The sequence below is a fragment of the Bradyrhizobium cedriense genome, assembly GCF_054602315.1.
On the sequence record NZ_JBTSWB010000002.1, the window covers coordinates 1,032,826 to 1,047,393 of the forward strand.

Here is a 14,568-nt window from a genome sequence, read left to right on the forward strand (position 1 = left end):
CGGAAAATGCTGCGGCGGCGGGCGTGGCCGCCGCAGCTCTTCTTACGCGAAGGTGATGTTCTGGTCGCGCAGCGGCACCGAGCGGATGCGTTTGCCGGTCGCGGCGAAGTACGCATTGAGCACGGCCGGCGCCGCGACGCCGATGGTCGGCTCGCCGACACCGCCCCAGAACCCTCCGCTCGGCACCATCACCGATTCCACCTTCGGCATCTCGTTGATGCGCATCGAGTTGTAGGTGTCGAAGTTGGTCTGCTCGATTTTGCCGTCCTTCACGGTGCAGCCACCATAGAACAGCGCGGAGAGGCCATAGACGAAAGAGCCCGCGATCTGCCGCTCCACCTGCGCAGGATTGACGATGTATCCGGGATCGGTGGAGGCGACGATGCGATGCACCTTGATCTTGCTGCCGTCGGTCACCGAGATCTCGGCGGCGCCGGCGACATAGCTGCCATAGCCCATGACCTGCGCGATGCCGCGATAGACACCCTGCGGCGCAGGCGTGGTCCAGCCGATCTTCTCGGCCACGGCATTGAGCACCGCGAGGTGCTTGGGGTGATTGCCCATCAGCTTCCGGCGGAATTCGAGCGGGTCCTGGCCTGCGGCCTGGGCCAACTCGTCCATGAAGCACTCCATGTAGATCGCATTGTGATTGACGTTGACGCCGCGCCAGAAGCCGGGCGGAACGTGCGGGTTGCGCATCGCATGCTCGATCAACAGGTTCGGCACCGAGTAGCCGAACGCGGCGTCCCCGGATTGGGCAACGCCCTGGAATGCGACGGGATCCATGCCGTTCTGCAGCGCATCAGGGCGAAGTGAGAACAGGATCGACTGCCCCGACAGGCGGTAGTGCAGCGCGACCAGATTGTTGTTGGCGTCGAACGCGCCGGTCATCTTGCACTGGGTGATCGGGTGATACCTGCCGTGCGCCATGTCCTCTTCGCGCGACCACAACAGCTTGATCGGCGTGCCCGGCATCTGCTTGGCGATCATGACGGCCTGGCGGACGTAGTCCGTCTGGCCGCGCCGGCCGAAGCCGCCGCCCGGCATCACCTTGTGCACGTCGCACTTCTCCGCCGGCAGGCCGGAGGCCTCCAGCACGGCAGCGAAGGCCGCCTCGCCATTCTGCGTGCCGCACCAGACTTCGCATTTGTCCGCCGTGTAGAGCGCGGTGGCGTTCATCGGCTCCATGGTGGCGTGGTTCTGGTAGGGATAACTGTAGACGGCTTCGATCTTCTTGGCGGCGCTGGCAATCGCTGCCTTCGCATCTCCGTTCTTGTTGCCGACATAGGCTGGCTGCGCGTCGTTCAGTCCCTCGGCCAGCCACTTCGCAATCGACTCGCTGGAGACCTTGGCGTTCTCACCCTCGTCCCAGACGATCGGCAGAGCCTCCAGCGCGGTCTTGGCGTGCCACCACGTATCTGCGACGACAGCGACTGCGGTATCGCCGACCTTGACCACCTTCTTGACGCCTTTCATGCCGGCGATCTTGGCTTCGTCGAAGCTCTTCAGCTTGCCGCCGAACACCGGGCAATCCTTGATTGCGGCATTCAGCATGCCCGGCAGCTTGATGTCGGCGCCGTAGATCATGGCACCGGTGGTCTTGTCGACCGTGTCGAGCCGCTTCACGCCCTTGCCGATCAGCTTCCAGTCCTTTGGATCCTTCAGCTTGACGTCCGCCGGCGGCGTCAGCTTGGCTGCGGCCTCGGCGACCTTGCCGTAGGTCGTGGTCCGACCCGAGGGCTTATGGGTGATGACGCTGTTGGACACCGTGCACTCGGAGGCCGGCACTTTCCACGCATCGGCGGCGGCCTGGATCAGCATCACGCGCGCGGTGGCGCCGCCCTTGCGGACATAGTCCTGCGACGAGCGGATGCCGCGGCTGCCGCCGGTCGAGAAATCGCCCCAGACGCGCTTGCGGGCAACGCTCTGGCCCGGGGTCGGATATTCGGTCGTGACCTTGGTCCAGTCGCATTCGAGCTCCTCGGCGACGAGCTGGGCGAGCCCGGTCAGCGAGCCCTGGCCCATCTCCGAGCGGGCGATGCGGATCACGACAGTGTCATCGGGCCTGACCACGACCCAGGCGCCGATCTCGGGCGATCCGTCGGCGGCGCGGACCACGGCGGGGCCGCCGAAGGGAATGTCGAAGCCGATTGCAAGGCCCGCGCCGACGGCAGCGCTGCCGATGACGAAGGCACGACGGTTCATGTTGGGAGAGACGTGCTTGTTCATGGGGCGGCTCCTTACGCGCTTGCGATCGTGTGGATCGCCTCGCGCACCTGCTGGAAGGTGCCGCAGCGGCAGATGTTGGTGATGGCCTCGTCGATGTCGGCGTCGGTCGGCTTGGGCTTCTCGTTCAGCAGCGCCGCCACCGCCATGATCATGCCGCTCTGGCAGTAGCCGCATTGCGGCACGTCCTGGGCGATCCAGGCTTCTTGCACCTTGTGCAGCGAATCCGCGGATGCGAGCCCCTCGATCGTGGTGATCCTCTTGCCCTCGGCCTCGCTGACCGAGATCCCGCAGGAGCGCATCGCCACGCCGTCGATGTGAACCGTGCAGGCGCCGCATTGTGCAATGCCGCAGCCATATTTGGTGCCGGTCAGGCCGGCATTCTCGCGGATTGCCCAGAGCAGCGGCGTATCCGGCTCGACGTCAAGGGTGAAGTTTTTTCCGTTGATTGTTAGATTTGCCATCGCAAGTCCCCTGATTGGCCCAATCCACCGATTGAACTCAGGGGTGTAATGTGTCCGGCAAACTGGAACTGTTCAAATCAACAGTCCGCGGGGTGATCGGGATGCACGAACCTGCGGCGGCTTGAGTATGGACCGCGGCGTTGTTTTGGCTCATGCCTTCCCCAATCGATTCGGCTTGGCGGCTCTCCATGGGCGCCAATCCGTGGCTTTAGGCGACGTCCGGCCGTAAAGGACCGGTTCCCGACCGATCGCAGCGGCGACAGTTTGTCCCTTTTGCCGGGATGCAAGATGCGGGCGCTTTGATACACTGCGCCGACGCAAAAGGAGTTCCATGAACGTGCCGAGTCCTTGCAACGTACTGATGCTCTATCCGCTGTTCTCGGCAGAGTCCTTCTGGAGCTTTGGCGAATCCTGCAAAGTGATGGGCGTCAAGCGCCCCGCCGCCCCCTTGGGGCTGATCACCGTTGCAGCGATGTTGCCCGAGAGCTGGACGGTCCGGCTGATCGATTGCAACACGGCGCCGCTCGGCGACGACGATCTCGCCTGGGCCGACGTCGTCTTCACCGGCGGAATGATGCCGCAGCAGGCCGACACGCTGCGCCTGATCGAGCTCTGCCGCGCGGCTGGCAAGCCGGTGGTCGTCGGCGGACCCGATCCCACATCGAGCCCCCACATCTATGAGCGGGCCGACTTCCGAGTGCTCGGTGAGGCCGAGAGCGTCATCGACGACTTCATCGCGGCCTGGGAGGGCGGTGCACGCTCCGGTACCTTCACCGCGCCGAAATTCCAGGCCGATGTCACCACAACGCCGGTGCCGCGTTTCGACCTGCTCAAATTCGAGGACTATCTCTATCTCGGTGTGCAGTATTCCCGCGGCTGCCCCTTCACCTGCGAGTTCTGCGACATCATCGAGCTTTATGGACGCGTGCCGCGGACCAAGACGGTCGAGCAGATGTTCGTCGAACTCGAGACGCTCTACCAAATGGGCTACCGCGGCCATCTCGACTTCGTCGACGACAATTTCATCGGCAACAAGAAGTCGCTGCGGCAGTTCCTGCCCAAGCTCGCCGAATGGCAGCGGACGCACGGCTATCCCTTCGAATTTTCGACCGAAGCCTCGGTCAATCTCGCCGACGATTCGGAGCTCCTAGAGCTGATGGGGCAGGCGAATTTCTTCGGTATCTTCGTCGGCATCGAAAGTCCGGACCCGGCGACGCTGGTCGCAATGCGGAAGAAGCAGAATACGCGACGCAACATCGCCGAGAGCATCCACAAGATCTACGCCGCCGGCATTCTGGTCACCGCCGGTTTCATCGTCGGCTTCGACAACGAGAAGGTCTCGATGGCCGACGCCATGATCGACTTCATCGAGGAGGCGGCGATTCCCGTCAGCATGGTCGGGTTGCTCTATGCCTTGCCGAACACGCAGCTGACGCGCCGCCTGGAGCGCGAGGGCCGCCTTCATCCGGGCCACGATGTGGCGCCGACCATCGGCGCCGATCAATGCACGGCCGGGATCAATTTCGATCCGGTGCGCCCACTACGTGATATCCTGATGGACTACAAGCGTGTGCTGGAGCACGTCTACAGTCCGGCCGCCTATGCAGGCCGCGTTGACCGCCTGATGACGCTGCTCGACCGCTCGCGGCAGCGCCACGAGCTCGCGGAAGGAGACATCCGCGCCAAGCTCGGCGCAATGGAGACCGTGCACCGTGTGGTGTCTGCGCTTCCCGAAGCACGCGGTCCGCTGTGGCAGACCTTCATGAATTGCGCCAAGCGCGACACGACATCGGCGCGCATTGCCGTGCAGATGATTGCGGCCTATGCGCATCTCGGGCCGTTCTCGCGCAAGGTGATCGCTGCCATCGATGAGCGCCTGGCCGCGCTGGACGAGCAAATGCCTAGTCCCGTCGTGGCTGCGGACGCGACCGAGGTCCGACATCTGGCCTGACTCCGGAGAGCCTATGGGAGCCGCGGAGCGCCTTGATGCGCCGCCGGGCAGGCCTTCCGGCAATCAAAGTGGCTGTCATGTGTGATATCCCGGCTTGACAGCCGAACAACCTCAAGCTGATCGTCATCAGGACGACACCGGCCCCGCCATGATTTCGGTGCGCGGCCGCGTCATTGCCGGATTGGCATTAGCGGGGTTGAGCCATGTTCAGGAAGGTGATCCGCTGGTCGATTGCGCTGATTGCCGTTGCGGCTCTGGCCGTCGCGTATCTGCCTTCCTTCATCGCCGATTCCATCTACAAGAACGTCGACGACATCACCGATGGCGAGATGCCCGCCACGGTCACCAACTTTCAATCGGGGCCTGACGTCGTCAGTACCATCGGGGGCAGCGGCGAGGGGTTGAACTGCAGCCTGCCGGCCTGGGCCAACATATTGTTCGACGGCGGAGGGGATTCTAACACGAAGCGTCATCTCGTCCTGCAGCGCTTCAGGCAGGCCTGCGTCTTTCACGATCTGTGCTATCGCCACGGCCTTGCAACCTACGGCTATAACCAGAACGATTGCGATCGCATTCTGCAGAACGCGGCCTTTCGGTTGTGCGTCTACATACGAAACAGCAGTCAGGAGAGCAGCGCGGCGCGCTGCCAGACCGATTCCAAGATGGTTCTGGCCGGTGTGAGTGTCGGAGGGCACGACGCCTATCGCGGCTGGGACCGATCGACCTATTTCGAATTTGATTCGGATCCGTCGCGGTCGCACGGGTTTCAGGTCAGCCGCGTGGTCACTCATCCATTCAAGGCGATCCTGCCTGCCAAATACGGCGGTGACCCCGATCAGGTCATTCTCATGTTCGAGAACCTCCGCTCCAATCTGGCCGTGACCTGCATCACCTGCGCAAGTGTTCCCGTTCTGGAGTGGACCACCGATCCCAACGCCGTCAGCGCCGAACTGCGCTCGGTCGGCGTGACGCGGTTGCCGGACGCGCTGCTGAAGCGCGTGCCGATGCTGACCGAGACCATGCCGGTCTGGTTGCCGCCGCGACGGCGGCACGCGGCGCCGCATCTCCTGGTCGATGGAGCGGGCAAGGATCATCTGATCTGGATGAGCCGGAACAACTCGGAGAACAGCATATCCTGTGTCGTCAGCGCCGATGCGGCGCGACTCCTCACCAATACCTTGCCGACCCGGGATCTCTGCTCCGTCGATGCGGGCCCATCGCTGACCCGCGTGGAGGTCGACATGTTCGCCACCTCTCCGCTTCCGATGGAAGTACCCGGAAGCTCGGATCTCATCTATGCGACCTCGGCCAGCCCACAGAAGACGGCAGAGCACCATTTGAGCTTCTGTTCGCGCTCGACGTCACGGAAGGTCGAGGAGACCGACCATGACGACCGGTCCAAATGCGTCACCTTCCCCGAAACGGAGGTCCGCAACGGCGCGGCGCTCGGCGCATTTCAGAACTTTCCGCTGGTTCGTCCCGGGCAGCAGATCTATTTCGCGCGGGACATCGCGCAGCAGGCCGACTCGCTGCTGACCGCCGCCCGGCAGCGCGCCTTTGGCAATACCTTCTCGCCCGAAGGCGCACTGCTTGTGATCGACGTTGCACCGCCGCTCGCCGCAAAAGGCCCTCTCTCGGCCAAGCTGAAGAAGATCGTCCGGTTCGACATCGACGATCGCTTCGATCCCATGATGCCGATCACGCGCAAGGCGGACGACCTGCGCTTCCTGAGTCTGGAGGCGGCGAAGTCGAGCGTGCACCTTCGCATGATCGATTTCGCCAAGGACAAGCCCTCCGTCGGCAATGTGCAACTGATGATGGCCAACGGCGAGGTGGACCTGGATCGCTCCTGGGCGGAGAGGCCCGTGCTGGTGCTGGAGACCAGGGACGCGCGACCCAGAACCAAGCTGGTGTTCTCGCGCGGAGAAATCGCGGCCCAGCCGGGCAAGCCCGTCACGTCCGGCATGACGACGGAAGCGTTGACGCTGCAGACGTTGGTTTTCGAACGCGATGCTGCGGCGCCTTCGAACACGCCGTTCGTGAAATCGGCCGGAGCGGCGTGCCGGGTCGTCTACGACTTCGCGCCCAACCACACCGATTGGCCGTGCTACCGCGCGTTTGATCCCGAGCGTCCGATGCGGGCGTCGCCGGCGACGCGGATGCAGGCCTCGCAGACGCTGGTCGGGCGATTCACCCAGGCCGGCGGCCATGGCATCGCTTTTCCCGATCTCTGCCTGAAGTCGGAGCCGATCATCCTGGCGCCGCAAGGGAGCACGTTTGTGCCCGTGAGCGAGACCGCGGGTTGGTCAGGGCCGCCAAGGCTGACACGGGCGGTCACGTGCGAGCCGCTCGATGCGGCAGCAGTGGTGAGCCGTCCGATCGCGCAGAAGGCGCCGTGAAGGCCGGGCTGGCCAATCGAGCGCGCGACCGCGATCGTCGTCCTATTTCACCGAGAGCCGCAAAAAGCTCATCACGCTGCCGAGCGCTGCAAAGCCGGCGCCGAGCGCCAGCGCCAATGTCGCGCCATTGTGGCCCGCGAGCCCGAAGCAGGCTGCGGCGAGCGCCGCGCCGGTGGTTTGCCCCGTCAGGCGCGCGGTGGCGACGATGCCGGAAGCGCTGCCGCTGCGGTGCGGCGGCGCGCTCGACATCACCGCCTTCATGTTCGGCGCCTGGAAGAAGCCGAAGCCGATGCCGCAGATCACCATCCGCCAGATGATGTCGGCGATGGCGGGATTGGCCGGCAGCATCGCGAGCAGCGCCATGCCGAGGCCGAGCAGCACCAGGCCGACGCCGCCGAGCAGGCCGACGGCGTGGCGGTCGGAGAGGCGCCCCGCAATCGGCGCCATGATGCCGACCACCAGCGGCCAGGGCGTCATGAAGAAGCCGGTCTCGACCTGCGAGCGGCCGAGCACGTCCTCGAAATAGAACGGCAGCGAGACGAAGGCGAGGCCCTGGACTGCGAAGGAGCACACCGCGGTCGCCGCCGACAGCGCGAACATCGGCCGGCTGAACAGGTCGATCGGCAACATCGGCGCGGGATGATCGGCATGGCGGCGCATCAGGACGATTCCGAGCACGAGGGCCGAGACGATCTCGGCGGCCACCACCGCCGGGGAAAGGTTGTGCGCGGCGCTGCTGATGCCGGTGATGAACAGGCCGAGGCAGGCGGTGGCGAGGATCGCGCCGAGAAAGTCGAAGCCGTGATCGGCGCGCGGCGTCTTCGGCAGCATCGCAAAGCCGATGCCGATGGCGATGAGGCCGAACGGGATGTTGACGGCGAACAGCCAGGGCCAGGGGCCGAGCGCGAGGATCGCCGAGGCGATCGACGGGCCGAAGGTGAAGGCGGTCGCAACCACCAGCGCATTGTGGCCGAAGCCGCGGCCGAGCATTCTCCCGGGATAGACGAAGCGTACCAGCGCCGTGTTCACGCTCATGATGCCGCTCGCCCCCAACCCTTGCAGCGTGCGCGCGACGAGGAGGCTGTCCAGCGACCATGCCACCGCGCAGAACAGCGAGGCAATGGTGAACAGGATGAGGCCGCCGAGATAGATGCGCTGGTGCCCGACGATCTCGCCGAGGGCGCCCAGCGGCAGCAGGGTCGCGACCAGTGCGATCTGGTAGACGTTGACGACCCAGACCGACTGCTCCGGCGTGACATGAAGATCGGCGGCAATCGCGGGCAGCGCGATGTTGGCGATCGCGGTGTCGAGCGAGGCCATCGCCAGCGCGGTGAAGATCGCAGCGATGGCCCAGCGCCGCTGCGCGGGCGGAAGGCCGTCGGCTGTCGGATGATCGGGATCGCGCGCGGCGGCAGGTAACGTGATTGTCATTGCGTCGTTGTCATTGCGTTCGCGCTTTGCTCAGCGGTGGGGCTGGGGGCCTCTCGGCATGTACTACGGCCGGGCCACCTACCACAGACACACGTGTGCATGCGGTGTATGCGCACCGCCCGCGGCTGTGCGCCTGGACAAAAGTGCGAAAACAACCCCATGCACAGTAGAGATGGGCTTGATCGACAAGGGATATTCAAACTGTGCCGAGGCGACATCCGCCGTTGCGGCGGCGTTGACCCGTCGGGCAAAACACCGGCAGAATGCTATCCTGCCGTGGATGGACACAAGGCCCGCATGGGTTCGCTCGAATGCGCGATGTCCCCTTCGAGAGCAAGTTCAGCGCATCCGCACATCGCCGCGCACTGGCCTTATGGTCGCTATGGTCAACTGATCCGGACGACCATCTTTCCGAACGCTGAGCGCGTCGTCATCGCCACGAACGCATCCCGGACTCTCTCGAAAGGGAAGGCCTTGCCGACAACGCGAACGGGCGTGTTTGTGCTCAGTCAGTCGAATGATTGAGCGATCGAACGGCCATGCCTCCGGCTCACGACGACCAGATCTGACCTGGGTTTTGGCCGCCGCGCGTTCCGCAGCAAATGATTTGACTTTGCAAAGGGGGAAATATATAAATATTTAAATTATTTAATAATTAAATAACTTAGGGCGGCTGGCGCGCCTGAGGTCTTATTTATTTAAGCGTGTTCTCATCGAGTGATGCAACCATGCGAACAGGCCGGGCAATCGGCTCCATTGGAGTTGCCGTCGAAAGAGGCGTGATTCATGCGCCGACCAATTGATACAGCACCGAGGAGCGGAGACGACATCTGGGTAGAAGATGCGACCGGGGCTGTTGAGGTCGGCCACTGGTCACCCGAGGCGGGTAAATGGGTCTGGCAGGACGGCTCGCCAATCGAACCCGCGCCGACCCATTGGTATCTCGTAGCCGAGGATGTCGATCCAGAGGACGAAAAATCGGGCGGTTCGCTCGTGGTGGCTGCGATTTTGATTCCAGCCGTCTTCGTCGCGGCTTCCCTGTTCGGTGTCTTCACGCCATTCACGGCGCAACCGACTATGACGCACATCGGCGCCGAGAGCACGCTCAGCCTCGACGCGAAGCCGGAAATCTCGACCGGTTCGCCGGCGCTTCTTCAGCGCGAAGCGACCGGAGTCCTGATGCAGGCGGAGCCGGCAAGCGTAGTGCCGCCTAGGCAGCGGCTGGACGAAGACGCGCCGCGCATTGAAGCGCTCGTCAACGAGCTGGCCGAGGCGCACAAGGAACTGGCCGAGGCAGTCCAGCGCACGCAGACGGCGGACATCGCCGCGGAGGAGCTGCGTAAATCACTTCAACAGGAGCAAGCCCACAGCGCCAAGCTTGCGAACGAACTTGCCGGAGCCAGCCGCGAGATCGACGCAGGTAATGCGCGATCCCGCCAGGCGGACGAGGTGGCCGCGCAGCAGCGAGATGCGGCGGCGCGGGAGGTTGCGGAATTGCAGCAATCCCTGCAGCAGGAGCGGCAAAGAAGTGGCCTCCTCGTGAAGCAAGCGAACGCCGCGCAGGCGGCAGCGGCGAACGCCGAGCAAGAACGCCACGAGGCGCAGTCGCGCGCTGCCGCGCTCGCGAGCGAACTCGCCGGAATACCGCGCGGATCGCTCATGGTGGAAGCTGCGGCCGCGGAACAAAAGGAGGCACTGGGGCGAGAGGTTGCGGAGCTGCGGCAGGCTTTGCAGGACGAGCGACAGAAGAGCGCCGACCTCCTCGCCGGGGCCAAAGCAGCACAAGCAATAGCAGCCAATGCCGAACAACAACGCCGCGCTCTCGAAGAGGTCCAGGCGCATGCAGCCGCGCTGGCGAGGGAACTCGCGGAAACGCACCGTGAGATCGAAACCCGGAACGTGCAATTGCGCGAGGCGAACGACGCGGCCGCGCAGCAGAGAGAGGCCGCGAATCGGGAGATTGCCGAGCTCCGGCGGTCGCTGCAACAGGAGCGGACCGGGACCGAAGCCAAGCAAAAAGACCGTGCATCGACCCCAGCCGACGCGCGCCTCCAGGTGGAGCAAACGAATGAAGGGCCGATCTTGCCGGCGGCGCGGAGCGTGGAAGCGACTGCCGCGGAGCCGCTGACAGCCGCAAGCCAAAGCGAGGCGGAGGCCCGATTGCTCCCGCGCGCGAGGGCGTTGCTCGATCAGGGAAATATCGGTGCAGCGCGGATCGTGCTCGAGCTCGCGGCTGAGAAGGACATTGCACAGGCAAGTTTCATGCTCGCGGAAACATACGATCCGGCGGTTCTGTCCGCCTGGGGGACCTATGGAACGCGCGGCGAAGCGGCCAAGGCGCGAGAGCTCTACGCGAAGGCTCACCGGGGCGGCATTCGCGAAGCGAAGGAACGGCTGGATGCGTTGCGCCGGTGAGATTGGACCAAGTTGCAGTCCTGCGGAACGAAAGCTTGCGGTTGCTGACTCGGAAGGGAACGACATGAACAAGGCGCCAAAGTCACTCTCGCTGCTCCTGCTCGCCGGGCTGCTACCGGTCGCGATGCTGCTTCAGACGGCTTGCTTGGAAGCGCAAACGGCGAAAAATGCCAAGACTGATGCTCAACTCGTCCGAAGGCCGCTGCCGCCAGACAATGATAAGGACCGGATGAACGCCTGGACGGTCGGGCTCGCCGGCGGTCTGCTCGAGGGCGCACCCATCCGCCTTGCAGCAGAAATGGCCCGCGTCGTCGACGATGGAGCAGAGCTGCATCTCCTGCCGATCGTCACGCGGGGGGCCACCGATAACCTGAACGCGCTGCTGTATTTGCGTGGCGTTGATACCGCCATCATCAATTCCGACGCGCTCGAAGAGTACAAGGTTCAGGCACCGCAGATCCGAAGCCGCATCACGTATCTGCTCAATCTCTTCCCATCCGAGCTGCACATCCTGGTGCGGCCTGAGATCACGAGCCTGCAGGATCTCGCGGGCAAGAAGGTGAACTTCAACACGCTGGGCACCGCAGCCGCCTATTCAGGACCCATGATCTTCAGTCGCCTCGGCATCGACGTCGACAAGACATTCGTTCCGCATCAGGTGGCGCTGGAACAGATGCGTAAGGGCGAGATGTCGGCCGTCGTGTTCATTACATCGAAACCCGTCGACGCCTTCGTAAAGGGCCGCTGGGAGGCCGGATTCAAGTTTCTCCCGGTCAACTACGACAGGAGGTTCGAGGATTATTATCTGCCCGCGACCCTGGACGCCAGCGAGTATCCCAATCTGATCAGACAAGGCGAGCGGATCTCGACCATCGCGGTGCCGACAGCGCTCGTCGCGTTCAACTGGCCGCAACGTTCGAATCGTTACCAGCGCGTGGCGCGCCTCGTCGACTATCTGTTCTCGCGAATCGACAGACTGCAGGCACCTGGCTTCGATCCGAAATGGCAGTCGATCAATCTAGCTGCAACCGTGCCAGGGCTCACCCGCTTCCAGGCCGCGCAGGATTGGCTGGATCGCAAAGCGCGCAGTGCACAGGCGCGGCCATGAAGAGTGCCGCGCCTCCGCTCGCCGTCGCTTTCAATGTGGCCTGCGGAATTGCTTCTGCGCAAAACACGAGCGATCCCATGCAAACACTTCGGGCCTGTTCGGCGATGGCGGGGCAAGCTCGGCTGGAATGTCTGCAGGATCTGTCACGCAAGATTCCACCGCCCGGCCGGCGGGCGTCTGACGATGGCTGGCTGATCAGCGAGACGACATCGCCGGTCGACTACTCACCGGTCGTCACCGCCACCACCTCCACCGTTGGCGGCTCGGATGGTGCCGCGATGCAACTCGCGATCCACTGCCGCAAGAGCCGCACGGAGGTCATCGTCGCAGGACCGGCGGTGTCACGCAGCGCCAACGAATACGCGGTCTCCTTTCAGCTCAATGCGGAGCCGCCAATTCAGTTCACGGCAACCTCGCCACCATTCGGTTCCGGCGTTGCTTTCGGCGGCGACGTCGTGCAGTTGCTGAGGTCGCTACCGGATGACGGTCACATCATTGTGCGCCTTTCCACCCGCACCGGCGCGGTGCAAGAGGGACAATTCCCGCTCAGCGGATTCAAGAACGTGCGTGAGAAAGTGGGGGCTGCATGCAAATGGTCGCATGCCGTCGCCAGACCAGGACGGTGACGGTCAGGAACGGGAGATACGAGATGATCAATCCAATGTTGGGAATGGCAGTCATCAGCGGCCTGGCGATGCTGCTCCCAGGCGTATCAAACGCGCAGGCGCAGCAGGACAGCCAGTCGATCCCGCAGGCGAGTGCGAAGATCCAGGCGAGCAGCCAGAAGCATTCAGTCAGACATAAGCAGACGGGCAAACCGGGACAGGATCACACGAGTAAACGGAACCCCGCGAGCGAGAGAGCGCTGGCTCAGATGGCCAAACCCGAGATCGCCACGAAGCCACATCGGCTGATACTACAGGTTAATTCCAACGAACCTGCGATGATGAACCTCACACTCAACAATGCGACCAACGTCGCGCAATACTACCGGGATCTCGGCGAACCAGTGTCGATCGAGGTCGTCACCTTTGGTCCGGGGCTCAACATGCTGCGTGACGACACCTCGCCGGTAAAGCCGCGCATCGAGGTCCTCGCGATGAGCCATCCCGAAATCGCCTTCAAGGCGTGCGGCAACACGCAGGAAAATATGCGTAAGGCTGAGAACAAGGACATAAGCCTGATTCCGCAGGCCACCGTCGTCAAATCCGGTGTCGTCCGCGTCATGGAGCTGCAGGAACAGGGCTGGAGCTACGTCAAACCGTGAGGTCCGGCGCCTTCACCGCCCGAGGCGTTGCAGCACGAACTCGTTCGACTGGGCGGGCAGGGAGGACAGGCGCCGCTTCAGTTCGGCGAAGGCTTGATCGGTGATGTCGAGCGTGTTGTCGATGTCATCAGTCGTCAGGGCGGCGTTGAAGAACATGTTGTGATAGGGGTGAAGATAGGCCCCGGATCGAACTGCAAAGCCGGCCCAAAAGTAACCCTTCCGCATGTCAGGATCGTCGTCGAACAGGATTTGGGGCATCTGCGACGGTCCGGTCTGACGAACCGCGATGCCATGTGCCGAGGCCTGCGCCGCGATCCCGGCGCGCAGCCGCGTGGAATTGGCGACGATCCGTTCGAGATAGTCGGTTGTCCGGATCTCCCGCAGGGTCGCGATCGCCGCCGCCATCGGCACGGCGGAGAACCAGAAGGATCCCGTGACGTAGATGCTGGACGCTGCGCTGCGCGCCTTTTCCGAGCCGAGAAGGGCCGAGATCGGGTAGCCGTTGGCGAGCACCTTGCCCCATGCGCTGAGATCGGGCTGAACGCCGTGCACCGACCAGCTGCAGTCCCGCGAGAGCCGAAAGCCGGTGCGTACCTCGTCGAGGATCAGCAACGCATCCGCATCATCGCAGAGCTTCCTCAGTCCAAGCGCATATTCGGCGGAGGGCGCGTACTGGTCGTTGAACGTCTCATGGCGGAATGGCGTCGCGAAGACGCCAGCGACGTCGCCGTCGGCCTTGCGAAACGCCTCCGTCGCACTGTCGAGGTCGTTGTAGTCGAAATAGATGATGTGAGCCCGATCCTCCGCCGTGATGCCCTTCATGTTGGGAGTATTCCAGGGGGCAGCGCCGTGATAGGTGCCCTTCGCGACGAGAATTTTGCGGCGATCCCGATAAGCCCGTGCCGTCACCATCGCCATCGATGTCGCATCGCTTCCGTTCTTGCAGAACATGGCCCAGGCCGCATGCCCGATCATCGATACGAGGTCTTCCGCAAGCACGACCATGGCCTCGGAGGGACCGGTCATGGTGTCTCCCATCGCGGCCTGAGCCCGTGCCGCTTCCTCGACACCGCGGTGCCGGTATCCGAGCAGATTGGGACCGAACGCACACATGTAGTCGACGTAACGGTTGTGATCGCAGTCCCAGAGATAAGCTCCCTCGGCTCGCGAGAAGAATTGCGGAAAGTCCTCTGAAAGAAGGGCGACCGATTCGTGACCATACATGCCCTTCGGGATCACTTGCCGTGCGCGTTCGCGCAGTTCGGAGTCCTTCGAATTTCTCATCATGGATTGTCCTGTCGGATTTG

General features: G+C 63.5%; 10 protein-coding genes. 6 read left to right on the plus strand and 4 right to left on the minus strand.

Annotated features, from left to right (window positions below; genetic code table 11):
• Window positions 1–42 precede the first annotated feature (42 nt).
• Complete coding sequence (locus ACYCVF_RS11115; protein ID WP_459602518.1) at window positions 43–2,229, minus strand: xanthine dehydrogenase family protein molybdopterin-binding subunit; 2,187 nt, start codon at window positions 2,227–2,229, stop codon at window positions 43–45.
• Between the two features lie 11 nt (window positions 2,230–2,240).
• A complete protein-coding gene (locus tag ACYCVF_RS11120; protein ID WP_459602520.1) occupies window positions 2,241–2,690 on the minus strand; it encodes a (2Fe-2S)-binding protein in 450 nt (149 codons plus the stop codon).
• Between the two features lie 331 nt (window positions 2,691–3,021).
• On the opposite strand from ACYCVF_RS11120, the gene ACYCVF_RS11125 reads away from it, so the two are divergent.
• Both ACYCVF_RS11125 and ACYCVF_RS11130 read left to right on the plus strand, forming a co-directional pair.
• Window positions 3,022–4,641: a B12-binding domain-containing radical SAM protein gene (locus ACYCVF_RS11125; protein ID WP_459602522.1), complete on the plus strand. Its 1,620-nt coding sequence runs from the start codon at window positions 3,022–3,024 to the stop codon at window positions 4,639–4,641.
• Window positions 4,642–4,844: 203 nt separating this feature from the next.
• Entirely contained in the window at window positions 4,845–7,040 is a 2,196-nt protein-coding gene (locus ACYCVF_RS11130; RefSeq protein ID WP_459602524.1) for a hypothetical protein, read from the plus strand.
• 42 nt (window positions 7,041–7,082) lie between these two features.
• Here the strand turns inward: ACYCVF_RS11130 and ACYCVF_RS11135 are convergent, their stop codons facing one another.
• On the minus strand, window positions 7,083–8,471 hold the full coding sequence (locus ACYCVF_RS11135) for an MFS transporter (protein ID WP_459602526.1): 1,389 nt from the start codon (window positions 8,469–8,471) through the stop codon (window positions 7,083–7,085).
• Between the two features lie 786 nt (window positions 8,472–9,257).
• Between ACYCVF_RS11135 and ACYCVF_RS11140 the strand changes: the two genes are divergently transcribed.
• The 4 genes from ACYCVF_RS11140 (at window position 9,258) to ACYCVF_RS11155 (ending at window position 13,261) form a co-directional block, all read left to right on the plus strand.
• A complete protein-coding gene (locus ACYCVF_RS11140) occupies window positions 9,258–10,886 on the plus strand; it encodes a coiled-coil domain-containing protein (protein WP_459602528.1) in 1,629 nt (542 codons plus the stop codon).
• Window positions 10,887–10,950: 64 nt separating this feature from the next.
• The gene (locus ACYCVF_RS11145; RefSeq protein ID WP_459602530.1) at window positions 10,951–11,994 is read left to right on the plus strand and encodes a TAXI family TRAP transporter solute-binding subunit; all 1,044 of its coding nucleotides are present in this window, start codon (window positions 10,951–10,953) and stop codon (window positions 11,992–11,994) included.
• Between the two features lie 77 nt (window positions 11,995–12,071).
• Entirely contained in the window at window positions 12,072–12,620 is a 549-nt protein-coding gene (locus ACYCVF_RS11150) for a hypothetical protein (protein ID WP_459602532.1), read from the plus strand.
• A gap of 23 nt (window positions 12,621–12,643) precedes the next feature.
• Entirely contained in the window at window positions 12,644–13,261 is a 618-nt protein-coding gene (locus ACYCVF_RS11155; RefSeq protein ID WP_459602534.1) for a DsrE family protein, read from the plus strand.
• A gap of 12 nt (window positions 13,262–13,273) precedes the next feature.
• On the opposite strand, the gene ACYCVF_RS11160 is transcribed toward ACYCVF_RS11155, so the two are convergent.
• Entirely contained in the window at window positions 13,274–14,548 is a 1,275-nt protein-coding gene (locus ACYCVF_RS11160; RefSeq protein WP_459602536.1) for an aminotransferase class III-fold pyridoxal phosphate-dependent enzyme, read from the minus strand.
• Between the last annotated feature and the right edge of the window lie 20 nt (window positions 14,549–14,568).